The following is a 20,073-nucleotide window of genomic DNA, read 5'->3' as shown; positions in this document are numbered from 1 at the left end:
CATCATCCTTCACTGGCTATTTTAGGTTTTATACTCTTATTTTTGGTTTTAAAACCTGGCTTCATACGTTGTTTACCTTCTTTGCACAAATCAAGCAGCGGACAAATTGGACACTGCGGGCTTTGCGCTTTACAGTGATAGCGGCCGAAAAAGATGAGTCTGTGGTGGGTTAATGTCCACTCCTCGCGCGAAACGAGTTTCATCAGCTTCTTCTCTACCTCTAGGACACTGTCTTCGGCCTTAGCGAATCCCAGTCGCTTCGTTACACGATCCACATGCGTATCGACAGCGATGGCAGGCACACCAAATGCATTAGACATCACGACGTTAGCCGTCTTCCGCCCTACACCTGGCAGCTCGGTAAGACCTTCATGACTTTCAGGCACTTTCCCGTCATATTTATCTATGACAATACGGCAAAGCTTTTGTATATTTGATGCTTTACTTCGAAACAAGCCGATGCGGCGAATGTCCTGCTCTAGTTCTTCCAGCGGTACGCTCAAATAATCCTCGGGGCACTTATACTTTTGAAATAAGTTCACCGTCACCTTATTGACCGTCTCATCCGTACATTGCGCAGACAGCAGTACTGCTATTGTAAGCTCAAACGGATTGCTGTGATTAAGCTCACAGTGTGCATCTGGAAACATGTCCGCAATAATGTCTAGCACATGACGCATTTTTTGTTTCGCAACCATCGTCCTCTCCCCTAATCAAACACTATCGTTCAAAGTGTAGCGAAATTTGTCACGCTTCGCAACCGTAAACAAGCATATTCTATAAAAAAACTGCCCCTAAGGGCAGTTTTTTCACAAAAAATGAATATCTCAGCCTATAATTGATGAAAATTTCGTTAAACAGCTACTTGACGATTGCAATTGCATAGTTTCTAAAGCCATAGATTGTAATCGTGTCGCCTGACTTGAAAGCTGTAACTGAAACCGAATTTCCATTTAAAATGTATTTGGTCTGGCTGTTTACATTAAAATAATTCCGGTTATCCGCATCTGTTGTTTTTTCCGTCCACACTTGTGATGCAGTCGCATTGAAGTTCGTAAATACGCGGCTCTCGCCAACTGCTACAGTCAGTTGTGTTTTGTTGCCTTCAAGCTTCTGAACCTCAACATAGTCCCCCACAGTAAGCAGGCTCGTTGCTGTTCCTTGCGTGGCTCCTTTTACGATTACGAACCCAGCATCGCCATTATAAGCAACAGTTTGACCTACAAGGTCTACAATAGTGACACTGTTTGCTGATATGGATTGTACTTTGCCATAAGTAACAGCTAAAGTACGGGCTCCCACTACTTGCCTACCTATATAACTTACGCTTATTAGGGAACCTGGTGTAATTTGATCAATTGAAATCTTAGCCCCAGCTTCGTTTGTAAGCTCTGTGTCCACCATGTTTATTTCAAGTGGGGAGGTCATTGCATTTTTAACACGAATTTTCTTGCTGTTTACATCAACAGAAATTACTTCATATTGTGCATTCGAATGCACCTTGATCGTCGAAACACGATCTTGGTTCGCATTTAAATCCAGCGTAAGCTTATCGCCTGTCCTAAGATCGCTTGTTGTTGCATTCGCAATCGTGGAGTGCTCTACAGATGCAGTATTATAAGGCAGTGACAATGTAGCTCCGTTATCTAATCGAATGTTCATCAAATTGCCAGATGAGTTCATTGATACGAGTGTACCCGTATATTTAGTTAGGAACTGCAAGGATACGATAGTATTGCCAGTATAACTAATTACTATTTTCCGGTTTGCTGTCAAAAGGTTTGTAGCAGACGCAAGTGATAATGTGTTACCGCTGAATTCAATGCGAGTTTTATCCGTAAAATAAAGTGCCTCGCCATTGTTGCCATTGGCATCAACAATAGTCAACAGCTTTTTGTCGTAAACGTAGCCGACTATCTGTGCACCAGCTAACATTTTGACATTTCGGTTAACCACTTTCACTTTTGTTACAACATCTTCAGCGTTAAGTGTCAATTCCACTTGGTCAGCTTCTTTAATCAATTCATTTACTGTTGCACCGACAAAGCCATCAATTTCCACGTTTACCGTTTCTGACATTAATTTAGTAACAAGACTTGTTCCTTCTTTAATTGTGATCAAATCACCGCTCGCACCATAAAACGTACCCTTTAAGCTCGTTGCCGCCGCCTGAGTCGATGCAATAATTTTTAATGTTGCCGGCGCATCACGGAAGCTGTCTTGTACGATGCTTATTTGGCTGTCTCTCTTAATTGAGGTTAATGCTAGCGGTTTGCCATCCGTATCAACGACTACTACTGAATCATTATAGAAAAATTCAACAGGCTTATTGTTAATCCATACATATAACTTCTTCTCATCTGCGATAACACGATCCAACGTTCCAGACGTCGTTTTAGTGTAAGTCTTATCGCCTTTCACTTCAACGTAAAGCGCCTTTCCATCCTTCGCAATGACCGTTACATCTCCGTATTCTAGAAGCTGCTGTCTCGTAATCGGTGTTTCTGTATTGTAGTGATAAAATAAAGTATCTGAATTAATGCTATAGTTGATTTCCTTCTTGTCACTGTAAACAGTAATTTGAGTATCTGTTATTTTAGTTGCAATCCCGTTTACTTGACCTTCATATGCAACCGGGAACAGCTTCTCAGCACGGCTGAACATCGTAGCCAGACTCGCACGATCCACATTCGCTTTAGGAACAAATTTGTCTGCTGTTACACCCTTTACGAGCTCAAGCTTGGAAGCGGCATTCACATAACCCTTATAAATAGAAGTGATTTGCGCTGCATCCGCGAAAGTCGAGGCTGTATTTTGCAAACGTACCGCTTCTTCCTCTTGCTGGATTGCACGAACCATAAGCTTCGTTACCCATTCACGGGTAGCTGGCTTAGTCCCCCAGGCGATTTTAGGATCTTTAGCTGCGAGTCCGAACTCTTCCACCTGATCAAGCAGGCCTTCTTGGAAAGCCAACGTTACATAAGGTTTAAAATAAGTGCTTACGGAAAAAGAATTAGGAAAACCGATAATTGCATCTTTATCTGCCTTTTTATCCAATCCTGCGAATCGAAGAGCCATAAGCACAGCCTCTTGCTGACTCACATTTTCTTTCGGACGGAATATAGCAGCTCCGCTTGATGTCTTATTTCCTTCAATAATTCCTTGCAATGCAAGCTTAGCTATATGCTTCTCTGCCCAATGACCACTGCTTACATCGGTAAATGGTGTTGTATATCCGGAGGCTGCTGAGGCATATGAAGCAGGTATGATTACACCGCTTCCTGCAACTAGAGAAAACGCTAGCGCTCCAATCAAAATCTTTTTGCTCGCAAATTGCATTGTCATAAGTAGATATTCCCCCTGATTAGTATGTAATAACTCATGCAGAACGGCTTCGCCAACCTATTGCTAGGATGGAACGAAGCCATTCATAATTTTTGCTTATTGCTTATTCATTGGATATTCGAGCTCGACATGACCCATGAGCGTTTCAACCTTTTGTCCATCGACAAGCAGATCGATTGATTTTACAGCATCGAATTGAAACAATGTTTTTTGAAGCGTCTGAATGACAAACGTCTCGCCTGGCGCACCAAGCCGCGCTTCATCAGGCAAATGAATATCCAGTGTAACAAGCCCATCTGATAGTTGTACGGATTTAACCTCAATTCGTTTCCATAAAGATAATTTATTCTCGTCAGCATCTTTTTGCAGTTCAGCAATTGCTGCTTTGACCAGATCAAGATCCGTTTCATAGGTTAGCTTGACTGGATGCTCTACTGTTTCAGTTAGCTCAGCATCGGTTAAATAAATAATAGCATCTTGTTCGTTTAATACGGGAGTTGGCTCAGGAGAAGGCGAAGGTGAAATTGTAGGCGATACCGTGCTGCCTGGTTGATTTCCCTGCTTATCCTGAACTCCGCATCCTGCAAGCGCTGCGGATAATATAATGACAGCAAGCAGCCCGCGTGCTTTGAAAGTTTTCATAACACTGAACACCTGCTTTCTATTTTACATTTAGGTACTCTTTGATGCCTGCAACCAGTTCAGCAGCTATTTTGTTTTGTGCCGCATCATCAAATAACATTTTTGCATCGTTTGCGTTGGATAGGAAACCTGCTTCGATTAGTACGGCTGGCATCGTCGTTTGTTTGATCACTTTATAAGCTTCTTTCTTGACACCGCGGTCTTTAAGACCGGTTGCCGCAATTAGATGCTTGTGAATGACACTAGCAAACGCTTTGCTGTTATCGCGATAATAGTAGGTTTCAGTTCCTGTTGCGGAGCTTACACCACTATTGGCATGAATAGACATAAATAAATCAGCTTTTATGCTTTCTGCAAACTTGACGCGATCATCTAAAGTCGGGTAAGTATCCCCCGTTCTAGTTAAATGAACTTTAATTTTGCTTTCTTTGTCAAGCAACGCTTTCATCTTAAGTGCGATACTAAGCGTAAATTCTTTCTCTGGTTTCTTCAATACACTCGCTGCACCCGGATCTGAGCCGCCATGTCCCGCATCAAGAACAACGTTGTAGACTTTGGATGATGGAGGAGTTACTGGATCTGTAATCGGCGGAGTACCAGGAACGTCTGCAGCAGACATTAAGCTAAACTGAATTTTTCCTGCTTCCTCAGTCATCACATAGCCGGTATTATCGCCAATAAGAATGACTAAGCGAGCGGTAGCCGGCGTGTTCGAAAATAGGGAATAACGATAACCTTGCAAATAAGTGCTGTCTGTTACATTAACCTCAACTTGTCCATTCAAAAACTGTGAAGATAAGTTTGATGAATAGTTAGCATTCGGAAAATCGAACACAATGCGCTTTGGGTTCTCGAGCAGCATTGGCTTGTTGGCCTTAACTGTTCCTTCATAATTAAGGGTCATGCTGCTTCCGCCAGAGTAATAAATGTCTGTTATCTGGCCTGCTGCTTCCACAGGAAGATTCGGGTCTGGATCAATAGGTTCTGTCGGATCTGTTGGTTCTTTGTTCTGCTCGTACATATGTACTTCTTTCTCAACAGCTTTCCATTCAAAATCCAATCCAAACTGCTCACCAATAAAGCGAAGTGGAACTAAAGTGTAGCCTTTAATGATAGAAACTGACGTGTCCATTTTAACCTTTTTGTCATTGACTACTGCCATATTGTCATTCAGCTTTAGCTTTATGACATTATTGGCATGTGTTACTGTCGCTGTTTTGGTCGTGTTATCCCAATCAATCAGGTAGCCTAATCCTTCTGATACCGTCCGCACAGGTACAACGGTTGCATTATTAATGATTTGCGGATTAACATCAGATTTCAATTGCTGACCATTCAAGAAAAGCTTGGGTACGACCTCTGCAGCTTGTCCTACTGCGGAGAACATCGTGAAAAAAATCGACATAAACATTAATACGGATACAAATCTTTTCATTTCCCACCTCGATGACTGAAATTGCCCGCATCGAATGAGTGCATTCGACTTTAACAGACGCAAATATAGACGCAGCTTGTCAGAAAAAGTTGCGTTTAAAGGAAAAAAGAGGACGAATCATCCGGAGTGGCTGATTCGTCCTCTTCATTTCGTTTTAATTACACAAGACGAGCAATATGTTTTTGCTCATAAGCTGTAATTTTGTCTTCATGTTGAAGAGTCAAACCGATATCGTCAAGACCTTGCAGCAAAAATTGACGACGGTGCTCATCAAGATCAAATGCGATCGTTAGTCCATATTCATCCGAAAGCTGTTTGTTTTCCAAATCAACAGTAAGCTTGTAACCATCATGCTTCGCTGTACGCTTAAATAGCTCTTCCACTTGCTCTTCGCTAAGCTTGATAGGCAAAATACCGTTTTTGAAACAGTTGTTATAGAAAATATCCGCATAAGACGGAGCGATAATAACTTTGTATCCATAATCAAGAATAGCCCAAGGAGCATGCTCACGGGATGAGCCGCAGCCAAAGTTAGCACGGGAAACAAGTACAGATGCGCCCTCGTACCGCGGTTTGTTTGGTTCAAATTCAACGTTCACATCACCATTTTCGTGAAAACGCCATTCGAAGAATAGAAATTGGCCAAAGCCGCTGCGCTCAATACGCTTCAAAAATTGTTTCGGTATAATTGCATCAGTGTCGACGTTGACCCGGTCGACCGGGGCTACGATGCCTGTAAGTTGTTTAAACGGTTCCATATCTTATATACCCCTCTCGCGTTCAATTCGTTCTACACTACGGATTTAATTTCCCAATCGCGTACATCTGTGAAATGACCTTTTACTGCTGCTGCAACTGCCATTGCTGGCGATACAAGATGCGTGCGTCCGCCGCGGCCTTGACGTCCCTCGAAGTTACGGTTAGATGTTGATGCACAACGCTCGCCCGGTTTCAATACGTCAGGGTTCATTGCAAGACACATCGAGCAGCCAGCATCACGCCATTCAAAGCCCGCTTCAGTGAAGATTTTGTCCAAACCTTCTTTTTCGGCTTGAATTTTTACGCGGCCTGATCCTGGTACGACGATAGCCGTTACACGATCGCTAACTTTGTAGCCTCTAGCGATTTCAGCTGCTGCACGCAAATCTTCGATACGGCCATTTGTACATGAACCGATGAATACATAATCAATTGGGATTTCGTTCATTGGTGTTCCAGGCTTAAGATCCATATATTCAAGTGCTGCTTCAGCAGCTTTACGCTCGTTCTCCGTTGGAAGATCAGCAGGGAAAGGAACTTTAGCTGTGATGTTGGTACCCATACCTGGGCTAGTTCCCCAAGTCACTTGCGGGATTAGAGCGTCAACGTCGAAGTGAACGACTGTGTCATACTCTGCACCTTCATCCGTAGTAAGCTGTTTCCAAGCTTCAACTGCTTCTTCGTAGTTAGCTGGCGCATATTGACGGCCGCGAAGATAGTTGAATGTTGTTTCATCTGGCGCGATGAGGCCAGCGCGTGCGCCTGCTTCGATTGACATATTACAAACTGTCATCCGCTCTTCCATAGTCAAGCTTGTGATGGCTTCGCCAGTAAACTCAATAACATAACCTGTTGCGAAATCTGTGCCGTATTGAGCAATAACGCCAAGAATCAAATCCTTTGCTGTTACGCCTGGCTTGCGAGTGCCGTTAAAGCGAACCTCAAGCGTTTTTGCTTTCGATTGCTGCAAGCATTGAGTAGCCATAACGTGCTCAACCTCACTTGTACCAATACCGAACGCCAATGCGCCGAAAGCACCGTGAGTAGATGTGTGGCTGTCTCCACAAACGATTGTTTTACCTGGATGCGTTAGACCAAGCTCAGGACCCATTACGTGAACGACACCTTGGTCAATGCTGTCAAGATCAAACAACGTTACGCCAAAGTCTTTACAGTTTTGTGTAAGCGTGTCAATTTGTTGTTTAGAAATTGGATCTGTAATGTTGAAGCGATCTTTCGTTGGTACGTTGTGATCCATCGTTGCGAAAGTAAGATCAGGACGACGCACTTTACGGCCTGATAGACGCAAGCCTTCAAACGCTTGCGGAGATGTTACTTCGTGTACAAGCTGCAAATCGATATAAATGACGCTTGGCTTGCCTTCTTCTTGATTAATGACGTGATTATCCCAGATCTTTTCAAACATTGTCTTTTTCGTCATTATGTTCACCCCACCGTTTCATTAAATCTTCTGCTTTTCTTAACTGAAACTACTATAACATTTCTTTCTTCATTGATCCAAGATATAATATCTATAACGTCTATAGGTAATAACTATAATAGTTATTCCTTACATAATAAACAGTTGAAAGGAAAATTTATATGGAATTGAGACAATTAAATTATGTTATTCAAATCGCCTCAGAGAAAAACTTTTCAAGAGCAGCGGAAAAGCTTCATATCGCTCAGCCTTCGCTAAGTCAGCAGCTCTCCAAGCTTGAGCAAGAAATCGGCGTACTTCTATTCCGGCGTACAACAAATTCTGTAGAACTAACGCAAGCTGGACAAGTATTCGTTCATAAATCACAAGCAATTCTTGACGCTGTTGAGCAGTTAAAGCAGGAAATGGACGATATGGCGCAAATGCGGCGCGGACGACTTGTTGTCGGTACATTGCCGCTAACTGGCTCACATATACTGCCGCTTGTTTTGCCAGTATTCGGTGAACAATATCCGCAGATTGAAGTCGTTCTAGTTGAAGAAACAACTGCAAAGCTTGAGCAGCTTACTGCGAGCGGCGGTACCGATTTAAGTCTGCTCTCGCTGCCGCTTATTGACAACTCTCTCGCTTGGGAACCATTCTTGGAGGAAGAAATCTGCTTAGCCGTCCCTCCACAGCACCCTCTTGCACTAAGAGAAGGCTCAATCTCGATTTCCGAACTAGATAAAGAGCCGTTTATTGGACTTAAGCGCGGACAAGGCTTTCGGCAAATTACAGTCGAACTGTGTGAGCAATCAGGTTTCACTCCGCAAATCGTATTCGAGAGCAGCAATATGGAAACCATTCAATCCTTAGTGGCAGGCGGAATGGGAATAGCCTTTGTCCCGCAAATGCTTACGCGAGTCAAAGGCTCTGATTTTATGCCTGTTTACCTTCCCTTGTCGTCCAAGCCTACAAGAACATTAGTCGTGGCGAGCCGCAAAGGCAGATATTTATCCAAAGCTGCTGAAGCATTTATCCGTACACTCAATATGACTATAAGTAGCTATCGGTAATCAAGCTTCATAAATAGAAGGTCTGCGATCTTCAAAAACAGGAATTTTTGTGCGTACAGCATCAACTAAATCCAAATCGATGTCTGCGTATATAATCGTTTCCTCTTCGCCCGCTTCCGCTATCGTCTCTCCCCAAGGATCAAGCACGAGCGAGTGACCAAAGAAATTAGTGTCACCGCTCGAGCCCATCCGGTTGCATGCGATCACGAACATTTGGTTTTCAATTGCACGTGCCGTAAGCAAAGTACGCCAATGATGAAGTCTTGGATTCGGCCATTCTGCTGGAACGAATAGCAATTTGGCTCCATCCAGCGCAAGCTTGCGAGCTAGCTCAGGGAAGCGGATGTCATAACAAATCATCATACCTGCTTTTGTCCCTTCTATCTCAAGCTTGCCAAGCTTATCTCCTGCAGCCAAATATTTCTCTTCATCCATAAGACGGAATAAATGAATTTTTGAATAATCGGATACAACATGGCCTGAACGATCAAATGCATACATTGTATTCAGCACTTTGTCTTCCTTAAGTTCCGCGATTGAACCTCCAATAATATGAACGCTGTGCTTCTTGCTGAAATTAGATAAAAAAGCACGAGTGCGTTCGCCTTCACGATCTGCAATCGTTTTTATTTCAGTTAAAGCGTAACCTGTGTTCCACATTTCCGGAAACATAATGACATCCGGTTTATTCGTTTGGCTCACCGCTTCTTCAAGCATGCTCGCCAGCTTCGTGAAGTTAGCTTCTGGATTTCCTGCTTCTATATGCATTTGCAGCAATGCAAGCCGCAATGGTTTACTCATATGCCGTTCCTCCTGTTGATCCTTTTTTCACCTAATGATACCCTGTCATGGTTCTGTGTCAAGATGGGAAACGTAACAACGAGGGATTTACTACTTTACGAACATAAAGGAGAATGTCTGTTATGCTTCCAAAACGAATAGCTGCAATGCTTCTTGCTTGCTGCTCGATTTTCCTGTTTGCCAACTTCGCTTCTGCTCATCAAGCACTTAGCGGCGCTCCTAACCCAGAAACAGGGCTTAAGCCAGTTCAAGTATTCGATGTAGCCGCCGGTAAAGTAACAAAGACAATCCCAAATGACGCCAAATATCAAGAAATGGCTTCTTCATGGGTTGGTTCCATCACTGGTCTTGCACCACAAATGACAAATGATTCAAGCTGCAGCTATGTGTATCGAGTTCCTCTTGAGAAGGCCGTTACCATCAAAGCAAATGACGTTTCCGTTTCATCCGATGATCTTTTTCTCTTTTATTGTAAGGAAAAGCCTCCTCTCTTGCTCGTGTTTGATGAGAAGCGCAGACCTTTTTTATTCCTGTTCAAAGCCGATATTAAACCCTTTATTGACAGGGTAGGCATTCCGGCTGCATAACCAGCCGCTTCTCATCTCCCGCTATTCATGCTACATTAAAGCTATTGCCTAAATAGATAGCGATTTTGTCATGTGGAGTGTGAGGTATGGAAACACAAATCGGTCAACACCTTATTCAACCTGCGGAACGGATGAATGTACTTCCGACGCAATTTTTTGCCAAGCTGGTCGCCAAAGCAAATGCTCAAACGGCCAAAGGACGCGATGTCATCAATTTGGGACAAGGCAATCCGGATCAACCGACTCCTCCCCATATTGTTGCGAAGCTACAGGAAGCTGCAGCTAATCCGATGTACCATAAATATCCACCCTTTAGCGGCTACCCTTTTCTAAAGGAAGCCGTGGCGAAGCGGTACAAAGAGGATTTTAACGTAGATATAGATCCCACTACTGAAGTCGCTATCCTCTTCGGAGGAAAAACTGGCCTTGTCGAAATTAGTCAATGCCTGCTTAATCCCGGCGATGTCTGTCTCGTGCCGGACCCTGGTTATCCTGACTATTGGTCTGGGGTGGCGCTTGCAGGTGCCGAGATGTCATTTATGCCATTAACAGAACAAAACAGCTATTTGCCAGACTATAACGCCATAAGTCCAGAAATAGCCGAGCGCGCAAAGCTAATGTTCATGAATTATCCGAACAATCCAACAGGTGCTGTTGCTAATGCGGAATTTTATGCACAAACGGTGGAATACGCAAAAAAGCACGGTATCGTTGTTGCAAGTGATTTCGCCTATGGCGCAATTGGCTTCGATGATAATCAACCGATCAGCTTCTTGCAGACGCCAGGCGCGAAAGAAGTAGGCGTTGAGTTTTATACCCTATCCAAAACTTATAACATGGCTGGCTGGCGTGTTGGCTTTGCGATCGGAAATGCTCAAATCGTCAAGCTAATCAATTTAATCCAAGATCATTATTATTGCAGCCTATTCGGTGGCATTCAGGAAGCAGCCGCACTTGCACTGACGGGGCCACAGCAATGTGTCGCTGAACTTACAGCAATGTACGAAAGCCGTCGCAATGCCCTGTTTACTGCCCTTGACCAAATTGGTTGGAAAGCCGCTCGACCAGGAGGATCTTTTTTCTGCTGGCTGCCTGTACCTGAAGGCTATACATCAGAATCGTTTGCGGACCTTCTGCTTTATGAGGCTGATGTTGTTGTCGCTCCAGGCGTAGGGTTTGGTACCCATGGTGAAGGCTTTGTCCGGCTTGGTCTTCTTACAAGTGAAGAACGCCTGCAAGAAGCGATTGAACGGATTGGAAAACTAAATTTATTTTAGAATATATCCGCCATTTACCTTGCTTTACAGCAGCATGGGATCGTGATATGCTTGTAGGAATTGAACATGAAACGTGATGACGGGACAATTAAGCAAGATGGGTCGCGATCAGAGAGTAAATTCCATGGGCTGCAAGAATTTACCGAAGGCCGCTTGCTGAACCTACCTCCGAGCGGCCGGCTATGAACCGGACAGCGCCTTCTGTTATAGGCTTAAGCTGGATAATTCTATCTAAGGATTATCAACAAAGGTGGTACCGCGGAAGCAAAGACTTTCGTCCTTTATGGACGAAAGTCTTTTTTGTTGTCACCAAACAAGCATAGGATGGGATTAATGATGACGGAACGTATTGTCGTAAAGATTGGCAGCAGCTCGCTTACCTCGGAAGAAGGCGGTCTAAACCGCGAGCGTATTCAATATTTCGCATCAGAGCTCGCTTCCTTGCATAAAAAAGGAAATGGCGTGATGCTCGTAACTTCAGGTGCTGTTGCAGCTGGCTTTCGTCAAATCGGTTATGCTGCAAAGCCAAAAATCGTTCATGAAAAACAAGCAGCCGCTGCTGTAGGGCAAGCGCTGCTTATGCAAGCCTATCAAGAAGCCTTCAACGGTTATGGCATAGTAGCTGCACAAATTTTGCTTACGCGTGCGGATTTCTCCAATCGCCGCCGTATTCAAAATGCACTTATGACAATCGAAGAGCTTCTGCGGCTTGGCATCATACCGATTATTAACGAAAACGATACGGTGGCAACCGACGAGCTTGTTCCTAAATTCGGAGATAACGACAGCTTATCAGCGCTTGTCGCTGCGATGACGAAAGCTTCACAGCTGATCATCATTACCGATATGGACGGCTTATACACAGAGGACCCTCGTAAAAATCCGCAAGCGGTCAAGATCGAGCGCGTCGATCAAATATCTGAAGATATTATGAAGCTCGCAGGCGGAGCTGGCTCTTCCGTCGGAACAGGCGGCATGCGTTCCAAAATCGAAGCAGCACGCATCGCCATGCGCGGCGGCGTACATGCTTTTATCGGTAAGGTGCAGCAAGAAGGCGATCTGAAGTTAGCTGTGGAAGGCAATGGCCGCGGTACATATTTTGATACGAAGCTAAACAGCCTTCCGATGAAGAAGCAATGGCTTGGCTTTCACTCTATGCCGCTAGGCAAGGTTTTTGTAGATGAGGGCGCTGTTCAAGCCTTGCTGGAAGGCGGCAAAAGCCTCCTCCCTGCCGGCGTAAAAGAAATTCAAGGCGATTTCCATTCCGGAGATGTCGTCGAAGTCATTAATCCACAAGGCCAAACCATTGGCAGAGGCGTTGTCAATTATGCAGCATGGCAAATTCAAGCTGTGGCCGGCCTTACTACTGAAGAAGTTAAACGTAGAGTCGATGTATCCCGTATCGAATTTATTCATCGAGACGAATGGATTACATTAAAATAATAAGGGGGATTCCGCTATGATCAGTGAAGTGAGAACAAAAGCAACTTTAGCTCAAGATGCAACTGCCATTATGAATCGTTTGTCCACAGAACAAAAAAATAAGGCTCTATCTCGTATGGCTGATGCATTAATCGCCGAGACTAACGCAATTATTACTGCGAATGAGCTTGACCTGCAACGAGGTCGCGAGCAAGGCACAAGCCATTCCATGCTCGATCGCCTTGCCTTAAATAAAGATCGTGTAGCATCCATTGCTGAGGGACTTAGACAAATTGTTGAGCTTCCGGACCCTGTTGGTGAGCTGCTTGAGCATTTCGATCGTCCTAACGGACTAAAAGTAAATAAGATCAGAGTTCCAATCGGCGTCATTGGCATGATCTATGAAGCTCGTCCCAATGTTACTGTCGATGCGGCTGGCTTATGTTTAAAAACGGGCAACTGCGTCGTGCTTCGCGGCGGATCAGCTGCTATCGAGTCAAATCGTAAAATCGTAGAGGTATTAAAAAATGCTCTTTCAGATACGGCAATGCCAGCTGATGCCATTCAGTTAATAGAGGATTCAGATCGTGCCTCGGTTAACGAAATGCTGAAGCTTAATGGCTTGCTTGATGTTGTCATTCCTCGTGGAGGCGCATCGCTAATTAGAAATGTCGTAGAAAATGCCACTGTACCGGTTATCGAAACAGGAGCTGGTATTTGCCATACCTTCATAGATGCCAGCGCTGACTATACGATGGCTGTCGAGATTGCCTTTAACGCCAAAGTACAACGGCCATCGGTTTGCAATTCCATGGAAACCCTGCTCGTTCACGAAGCTTTTGCAGAGCAGCATTTGGCTGCACTTGCTGATCGTTTTGTTCAAGCAGGCGTTGAGCTCCGCGGCTGCGAAAGAACAGCTTCCCTTCTCACAGGCATCAAACCAGCAACAGATGAGGACTATAGTACAGAATACAATGATTATATTATGAATATCCGCGTCGTTTCAGATCTTGACGCCGCGCTTGCACATATCCGCCGTTTCAGTACAAAACATTCCGAATGTATTGTGACTGAAAACTCTGAGAACGCTGAGCGATTTATTCAAGATGTAGATGCGGCTGCCGTTTATCATAACGCCTCTACTCGCTTTACTGACGGATTTGAATTCGGGTTCGGAGCTGAAATCGGCATTAGTACACAAAAGCTTCATGCACGCGGTCCAATGGGTTTGCCTGCATTGACGTCTACTAAATATCTTGTTTATGGAACTGGACAAATACGGGGCTAACAGGACGAATTCAGTCCAATATCAATGGAACAACGGAGGAATACTTCATGACACAGCTTACACAAACTGCAATTGCCAGTCAGCAAATTTGCTTCTATGGTGCTGGATCGATGGCGGAAGCCATTGCGCGAGGTCTAATTAACAAAAACCTCATTGCACCTAATCAGATTTCAATGCTCAATCGACAAAATAAAGATCGGCTCTCTGAGCTAAATGAGCTATACGGTATACAAACCATCGTGCAAGGCTCCTCTAATGAAGCTTATTTAAAAGAGGCAGACATTATTTTTCTAGCCATGAAACCTAAGGATGCTGCTGAAGCGATCGCATCCATTAAGCCGTTCATTTCCTCTAAACAGCTTATTATATCGGTCATTGCCGGGTTATCGATCAAAGCAATCGAGCAGCTGCTTGGTGGGCAGGCTTCCGTCGTACGCGCGATGCCGAACACATCCAGCACAATTGGTCTAGGAGCAACTGGAATTAGTTATTCAGATATTGTGACTACTTCGCAAAAAGCACTTACAGAAGCGATTTTCAGCTCTGTTGGCATTAATGCAATCGTAGACGAGTCACTCCAGCAAGCTGTCACAGGCGTGTCTGGAAGCGGCCCAGCTTATGTCTATTACTTTATGGAGTCGATGATCGATACCGCAATCCAACTAGGCTTTTCGGAGACAGCAGCAAAGGAGCTTGTCGTTCAGACGGTTCTTGGCGCAGCGGAAATGGTTCGTCATACCGGCGAAGAGCCAGCAGAGCTGCGCCGCAAGGTCACATCGCCAAATGGGACGACGCAGGCAGCTCTTGAGCTGATGGCCGAAAATCATTTTTCAGAAACAATCAAGAAAGCTATCCATCGCTCAGCAGAACGTGCAGGCGAGCTTGGAGAAGCTATCGAGAGGAGCATTAACGAATGATTGGAGTTTGTATCGCAACGTATCGTTCTTATGATGATCGAGCGGATTTCAATAAAAAGGCGCTTTCGATCGCTGTTGGCTTAACCGTCGGCAGCTGGACTGAGCTTCCTGAAGCGCAAAAGGCGAATATGGAAAAGCATCTTGGAAAAGTATTGTCCGTTACTGTCCATGAGCCCGAAAATGCATTGCCCGGTGAGCGCTATGCCGACATTCGAATTGCTTACCCAGACATCAACTTCAGCCGTGACCTCCCTGCTTTGCTAGTAACTGTATTCGGCAAGCTGTCCATGGACGGCAAAATCAAGCTTATGGATCTCGACGTTTCTGAAGATTTTGCATCTGCTTTCCCTGGTCCTAAGTTTGGACTAAACGGTGTTCGCGATTTGCTTGGTGTGCATGATCGCCCGCTGCTAATGAGTATTTTCAAATCCGTTGTAGGATACGATCTAACCAATCTTCAAGATCAGTTCTATAAGCAAGCGCTTGGCGGGGTGGATTTAATCAAGGATGATGAAATCCTATTTGAGAATCCACTTACCCCTCTGGAGAAACGTGTCGAAGCTTGTATGGATGCAGCGCGTCGCGCTGAAGCAGAGACCGGCCAAAAGCTGCTTTACGCCGTTAACTTGACGGGGCCTACCTCAGCTCTTGCTGCGAATGCTCGAAAAGCGATTGACGCCGGCGCCAACGCGCTTTTATTTAACGTTCTTGCTTATGGCTATGATGTGCTTCATGAGCTTAGCAGTGACAAATCCATTAATATCCCTATAGCAGCTCACCCTGCAATGGCTGGAGCGATGTACCCATCGCCTCATTATGGCATTAGCGCTTCTCTTCTTCTTGGGAAGTTAATGCGTCTTGCAGGTGCCGATCTTGTGCTCTTCCCTTCACCTTACGGCTCGGTTGTTATGCCAAAGGAAGAGAATTTAGCAGTTAAGGAAGCTTTGCTTGCGCCGCTTCACGGGCTGAGGACGAGCTTCCCTGTACCATCGGCGGGCATTCATCCTGGACTAGTACCTCTCATTCTAAAAGATTTCGGTACCGACGTGGTTGTAAATGCTGGCGGCGGTATTCATGGTCATGCCATGGGAACTGCAGCTGGCGGACAAGCATTCCGTCAAGCGATTACTGCAACATTAAATGGAGTACCTCTTCGCAATGCCGCTGAGCAACCGGGCAATGAAGCGCTGTTGGCAGCAATTGAAGCATGGGGGATCAAAGAATAATGACTGAAATGAATACAACTAAGAAACGCATCGTGTTTTGTGATTTTGATGGAACGATTACCGTTAATGACAACATTATCGCAATTATTAAACATTTTAATCCAGCAGGCTGGGAAAACATTGCAGAGCGAACGATTGCGCAAGAGATTTCAATTATGGATGGCGTTGGACAAATGTTCCGCCTCCTTCCTGCTTCTATGCAGAAAGAAGTTATCGATTTCAGCATTTCCAATGTACGCATTCGTGAAGGCTTCGCTGAATTTCTAAACTATTGCAAAGAGCAGCAGATTGATTTTTACGTAACTAGCGGCGGCATTGATTTTTTTGTTTATCCTATTCTTGAAGCTTTCGACATACCAAAAGATCATATTTATTGCAACGGCAGTGATTTCAGCGATGAGCAAATTGAGATTTTGTGGCCAAATCCGTGTGATGCTCATTGCACCAACAACTGCGGCATGTGTAAAACGACCATTATGCGTCGTTTCCCTGAAGAGCAATACGAGCGCATCATTATAGGCGACAGCGTAACCGACTTTGAAGGCGCTAAGCTTGCTGATATCGTCTATTCCCGCTCCCACCTTACGGTGAAATGCAAGGAGCTCGGACTGCCACATCACGAATACGAAACATTCCACGATATTATCAACACTATGAATGCTGAAAGGAAGTCAACAAAATGAGTTTTGAGCAAATTGCTTTAGAAGACAAGCAGCGCGCTTTATCTGATCTTCGCGACGTTAAGGAGCTGTTCGCTTCACGCGGCTGGTTCCCTGGCACCAGCGGCAATTTATCGATCCGTGTAGGCGACTATAACCCCGACGAATTTCAATTCGCTATTACGGCAAGCGGTAAGGACAAAACGATTCATACACCAGAGGATTATTTATTTGTTGATCAAGATGGCAAGCCATGCGAAACAACACGCTTAAAACCATCCGCTGAAACACTGATCCATTGTGAAATTTACAAATTAACTGGGGCTGGCGCTATTTTCCACGTGCATACCGTATTTAACAGCGTAATCTCAGAGTATTTCTGGGATCGCAAGTCTGTGCCGGTAGATGGCGTTGAACTGATCAAAGGGTTTAACATTTGGGACGAGGAAGCACACATTGATATTCCAATCGTTTCGAACTTCGCACATATCCCTTCTATCGTACCGGAAATAACGGAGCGTATCGTGAAAAACATTCCTGGCATCGTGCTGCGCAAGCATGGCATTTACGCTTGGGGAGCAAACGCATTTGAGGCAAAACGCCACCTTGAAGCATTTGAATTTATTTTTGAATATGTATATCGTTTGGAATTGCTGCAGCGTGGTAAAGCTTAAGCATTTTCCAGCTTGATCATTTCATAGATTAGAAGGATTTTCTCCCGTTAATCAGCGTTTTTCAGGTTTCAAAGCGCTGATTAGCGGGAGGTTTTCCAGCTAACTTATAACCCACCTAAAAACAAGACCATCAAAATGATAACTCCTCCTGAACGATAGGCAATCCTCGCTCTTCCCTTCTCGATCAACTGTTATTGGATAACTGTTCCAGCAGCATACTCCCGCCTTTCTCTCGACGTTTCATTAATCCAAACCATTAACTCATTTTTGCTAATATAAAATTTCTCACCAACTTTTATGTAGGGGAACATAACGCCAGAAAAGGACCCTGCTGTAGTCAGCTGAATTTGCTCTGTATGAATGATTTGTTTAATTTCATTTTCCGATAAATGCAAATAATTTGCTGCCTCTTCTATCGTTAGCAAAGGTTTTTCCACGCTTATCGTAACGTCGGACTGCTCTTTATTAGGCACGTCGTTTTTCTCCAAAAACATACAACCCACTATAAAAGATACTCCGAGAATAAAGCTTGCTGCTATCATTGATTTACCGTTTGAAATAACCATCTTCCTCCTTCGTTGTAAACACACTCACTCTTTTCCATAATAAAAATAAACTTGTCCCGCAGTCTCTGATATCCGTTCGTTTTTAAAATAAATGCCAGAAGCATCATCTATCCCATAACCCGTTGACAAGTTGGTTTTGGAAAGTGCAGCCAATAAGTTCTTTTCTTCATCCCATTTTGAAAAATGTGCACTAATGACGCAATGATTTATTAATCCAAGACCTTTGAGGAAAAGGTGCTCATTCGCTCTGTTGTCGATGGGTGGAATTACACATACATTAGGACTGATTAAGGCGCCAGCCGAAAAACCTGCAACTGGCACGCCTTCTGTGTATAATGCTTTTATTATTGTGCCGAGCTTTGTTTCCACGATATAATCTCGATAAAGCTCAGTATCACCACCGCTTATAATCACTCCTGTAGCTGATTGAAGCTGTTCCAATAAATCGGTTGATGGTGATGCATCCAAGGCGAAATACACAAACTGATCAATATCATGAAAACCTATTTGATCGGTATATTTCGTCATGTATTCTTGCCAACCTTCTTGCTCAATAAATAAGATAACTACTTTGCTTAACCCTTTTGATGCCAGAGCTCCAAATTTTTTTGCTAAGCTTTCATTGAACGGCGCTCCACCACCAAACAAAAATAAATGTTTATCTGACATAAATATCCTCCTTGTAGTTAATGCTTCAGCGGGATTTAGTCGAATCACTTTTATCGTAACCTAACTATAAACTATTTTTTAAATGTTTTACCATATTTATCTGCTTATATGAGTAAACTCGGAACAATTTGTTGTCTATAACCATCATGTTAAATTCCTCATTTAACATAAAAAACGGAGTCAACTATATTGACTTTAACGTAACGTAAACGTTCATAATGGCAAGAGGAGGTGGCTCTATTGAAGGTGCATGAAGCTGCAAAACAACTCGGTGTCACGCCGCGTACACTTCGTTTTTATGAAGAAAAAGGTCTAATTCATCCATATAAAGCAATAGAGAATAAATATCGCGACTATTCCATTGAGGACGTCATTCGGCTCCGCTGGATCATATCGCTAAGAGAATTGGGCTTATCCGTATCTGCAATACAGGATGCTCTAAACGTGATCAATGAGCCGGACGCTTTTATTCGAAGTGTGGATGGCGCTCGTGCATTGCTGTATGAGCAATGGATCACAGCAACAAAAGCGCTGCAAGCGCTTGATGAAACGATTTCGGCATGGCACAGAAAAGGAGCAGCTGAATTGACACATGCAGAGCTGGCCGCTGAAGAAATTAAACAAAATCGGCTATCGCGAGCCTCTTGGAGCGATCAATGGAATTACGATGAGATAGCGATTCAGCACGGATATAAAGCACCTATCATTACACTTAGCGGTATTCTTTCGGAGGAGCAATACAATATGGCACTGCTGCGAACCGTTGAATGGCTTGATCCGCGGTTCGATGAGCTTGGCTTAGAAATAGGAGCAGGCAGCGGCAATCTCTCCAGCATGCTAGCTGCGGCCGGCACGAAGCTTACCGTTGTCGAGCAATCGACTGAAATGCTCTCGATCATAAGAGAAAGGCTCCCTGCCATTGATGCAAAACAAGGCAATTTGCTCGCACTGCCTCTCGCCCCATCCAGTTATTCTTTCATAGGCTGCAGCTTTGCTATGCATCACTTGAATCGTTCACAACAGCTTCTGGCACTAGAAGAAATGGACCGCGTTTTAGTAAATGGGGGACGGCTTGTGATTACGGGGTTAATGGATGAGGACGTGGTTGACGATGATAAAATACATTCTGAAGAGATAAAAACAAAGCTTGCCATACCGCCTAACTGGCATCTTTCCTCTGTATCCGAACATCTGAACTGGTTCAACAAACGTGGATATTCCACTGTCATCAACCGGCTTACCCCATATGTTGGTTTACTCTACGCGATCAAACCTTAGCTATATATAATAATGTGACCCTTTTACATAAA

Annotated in this window: 19 protein-coding genes; 10 read left to right on the top strand and 9 right to left on the bottom strand. The window is 44.2% G+C overall.

Features of this window, described 5'->3' with window-relative positions:
• Positions 1 to 2: 2 nt before the first annotated feature.
• The 6 genes from nth to leuC form a co-directional block, all read right to left on the bottom strand.
• Positions 3 to 698: an endonuclease III gene (gene nth / locus AB4Z50_RS02740; protein ID WP_441875374.1), complete on the bottom strand. Its 696-nt coding sequence runs from the start codon at positions 696 to 698 to the stop codon at positions 3 to 5.
• Positions 699 to 861: 163 nt separating this feature from the next.
• A complete protein-coding gene (locus AB4Z50_RS02735; RefSeq protein ID WP_441875371.1) occupies positions 862 to 3,345 on the bottom strand; it encodes an S-layer homology domain-containing protein in 2,484 nt (827 codons plus the stop codon).
• A gap of 96 nt (positions 3,346 to 3,441) precedes the next feature.
• Positions 3,442 to 3,987 carry a GerMN domain-containing protein gene (locus tag AB4Z50_RS02730; protein ID WP_441875368.1) on the bottom strand — a complete coding sequence of 182 codons (546 nt, stop codon included), beginning with the start codon at positions 3,985 to 3,987 and terminating at the stop codon, positions 3,442 to 3,444.
• 19 nt (positions 3,988 to 4,006) lie between these two features.
• Positions 4,007 to 5,422, bottom strand: coding sequence for an N-acetylmuramoyl-L-alanine amidase (locus AB4Z50_RS02725; RefSeq protein WP_441875365.1), 1,416 nt, complete (start codon positions 5,420 to 5,422; stop codon positions 4,007 to 4,009).
• Between the two features lie 158 nt (positions 5,423 to 5,580).
• Entirely contained in the window at positions 5,581 to 6,180 is a 600-nt protein-coding gene (gene leuD, locus AB4Z50_RS02720; RefSeq protein WP_076265726.1) for a 3-isopropylmalate dehydratase small subunit, read from the bottom strand.
• Positions 6,181 to 6,212: 32 nt separating this feature from the next.
• On the bottom strand, positions 6,213 to 7,622 hold the full coding sequence (gene leuC / locus AB4Z50_RS02715) for a 3-isopropylmalate dehydratase large subunit (RefSeq protein ID WP_076265725.1): 1,410 nt from the start codon (positions 7,620 to 7,622) through the stop codon (positions 6,213 to 6,215).
• Between the two features lie 161 nt (positions 7,623 to 7,783).
• Here leuC and AB4Z50_RS02710 point away from each other — a divergent pair, with 161 nt between their 5' ends.
• Entirely contained in the window at positions 7,784 to 8,677 is an 894-nt protein-coding gene (locus AB4Z50_RS02710) for a LysR family transcriptional regulator (RefSeq protein ID WP_076265724.1), read from the top strand.
• Here the strand turns inward: AB4Z50_RS02710 and AB4Z50_RS02705 are convergent, their stop codons facing one another.
• Positions 8,678 to 9,478 (bottom strand): carbon-nitrogen family hydrolase, encoded by an 801-nt coding sequence (locus AB4Z50_RS02705; RefSeq protein WP_441875361.1) that lies wholly within the window; start codon positions 9,476 to 9,478, stop codon positions 8,678 to 8,680.
• 122 nt (positions 9,479 to 9,600) lie between these two features.
• Here AB4Z50_RS02705 and AB4Z50_RS02700 point away from each other — a divergent pair, with 122 nt between their 5' ends.
• The 8 genes from AB4Z50_RS02700 (at position 9,601) to mtnB (ending at position 17,528) form a co-directional block, all read left to right on the top strand.
• Positions 9,601 to 10,065 (top strand): hypothetical protein, encoded by a 465-nt coding sequence (locus tag AB4Z50_RS02700; protein WP_441875358.1) that lies wholly within the window; start codon positions 9,601 to 9,603, stop codon positions 10,063 to 10,065.
• Positions 10,066 to 10,151: 86 nt separating this feature from the next.
• Positions 10,152 to 11,342 carry a pyridoxal phosphate-dependent aminotransferase gene (locus AB4Z50_RS02695; protein WP_441875356.1) on the top strand — a complete coding sequence of 397 codons (1,191 nt, stop codon included), beginning with the start codon at positions 10,152 to 10,154 and terminating at the stop codon, positions 11,340 to 11,342.
• A 336-nt stretch (positions 11,343 to 11,678) separates the two neighbouring features.
• Entirely contained in the window at positions 11,679 to 12,785 is a 1,107-nt protein-coding gene (gene proB, locus AB4Z50_RS02690; protein WP_441875353.1) for a glutamate 5-kinase, read from the top strand.
• A gap of 16 nt (positions 12,786 to 12,801) precedes the next feature.
• A complete protein-coding gene (locus tag AB4Z50_RS02685; RefSeq protein WP_441875350.1) occupies positions 12,802 to 14,052 on the top strand; it encodes a glutamate-5-semialdehyde dehydrogenase in 1,251 nt (416 codons plus the stop codon).
• A gap of 47 nt (positions 14,053 to 14,099) precedes the next feature.
• A complete protein-coding gene (gene proC / locus AB4Z50_RS02680) occupies positions 14,100 to 14,969 on the top strand; it encodes a pyrroline-5-carboxylate reductase (protein WP_339202838.1) in 870 nt (289 codons plus the stop codon).
• Positions 14,966 to 16,195 (top strand): 2,3-diketo-5-methylthiopentyl-1-phosphate enolase, encoded by a 1,230-nt coding sequence (locus AB4Z50_RS02675; protein ID WP_441875347.1) that lies wholly within the window; start codon positions 14,966 to 14,968, stop codon positions 16,193 to 16,195. The genes proC and AB4Z50_RS02675 overlap by 4 nt, the downstream gene beginning before the upstream one ends.
• An 8-nt stretch (positions 16,196 to 16,203) precedes the next feature.
• Positions 16,204 to 16,878: a 2-hydroxy-3-keto-5-methylthiopentenyl-1-phosphate phosphatase gene (locus tag AB4Z50_RS02670; protein ID WP_441875581.1), complete on the top strand. Its 675-nt coding sequence runs from the start codon at positions 16,204 to 16,206 to the stop codon at positions 16,876 to 16,878.
• Positions 16,875 to 17,528 (top strand): methylthioribulose 1-phosphate dehydratase, encoded by a 654-nt coding sequence (mtnB, locus tag AB4Z50_RS02665; RefSeq protein WP_441875344.1) that lies wholly within the window; start codon positions 16,875 to 16,877, stop codon positions 17,526 to 17,528. Before AB4Z50_RS02670 ends, mtnB begins: the two co-directional genes overlap by 4 nt.
• A 191-nt stretch (positions 17,529 to 17,719) precedes the next feature.
• Here mtnB and AB4Z50_RS02660 read toward each other — a convergent pair whose 3' ends face one another.
• Positions 17,720 to 18,094 (bottom strand): helix-turn-helix domain-containing protein, encoded by a 375-nt coding sequence (locus tag AB4Z50_RS02660; protein ID WP_441875341.1) that lies wholly within the window; start codon positions 18,092 to 18,094, stop codon positions 17,720 to 17,722.
• A gap of 24 nt (positions 18,095 to 18,118) precedes the next feature.
• The gene (locus tag AB4Z50_RS02655; protein WP_441875338.1) at positions 18,119 to 18,763 is read right to left on the bottom strand and encodes a Type 1 glutamine amidotransferase-like domain-containing protein; all 645 of its coding nucleotides are present in this window, start codon (positions 18,761 to 18,763) and stop codon (positions 18,119 to 18,121) included.
• 246 nt (positions 18,764 to 19,009) lie between these two features.
• On the opposite strand from AB4Z50_RS02655, the gene AB4Z50_RS02650 reads away from it, so the two are divergent.
• On the top strand, positions 19,010 to 20,041 hold the full coding sequence (locus tag AB4Z50_RS02650; RefSeq protein WP_441875578.1) for a MerR family transcriptional regulator: 1,032 nt from the start codon (positions 19,010 to 19,012) through the stop codon (positions 20,039 to 20,041).
• Positions 20,042 to 20,073 lie beyond the last annotated feature (32 nt).

The sequence above is a fragment of the Paenibacillus sp. 2TAB26 genome, from assembly GCF_052115145.1.
In the GTDB taxonomy this organism is placed as follows: Bacteria; Bacillota; Bacilli; order Paenibacillales; family Paenibacillaceae; genus Pristimantibacillus.
The sequence above is the reverse complement of the archived record's forward strand: the minus strand, read 5'-3'. Positions and strand labels throughout refer to the sequence as shown.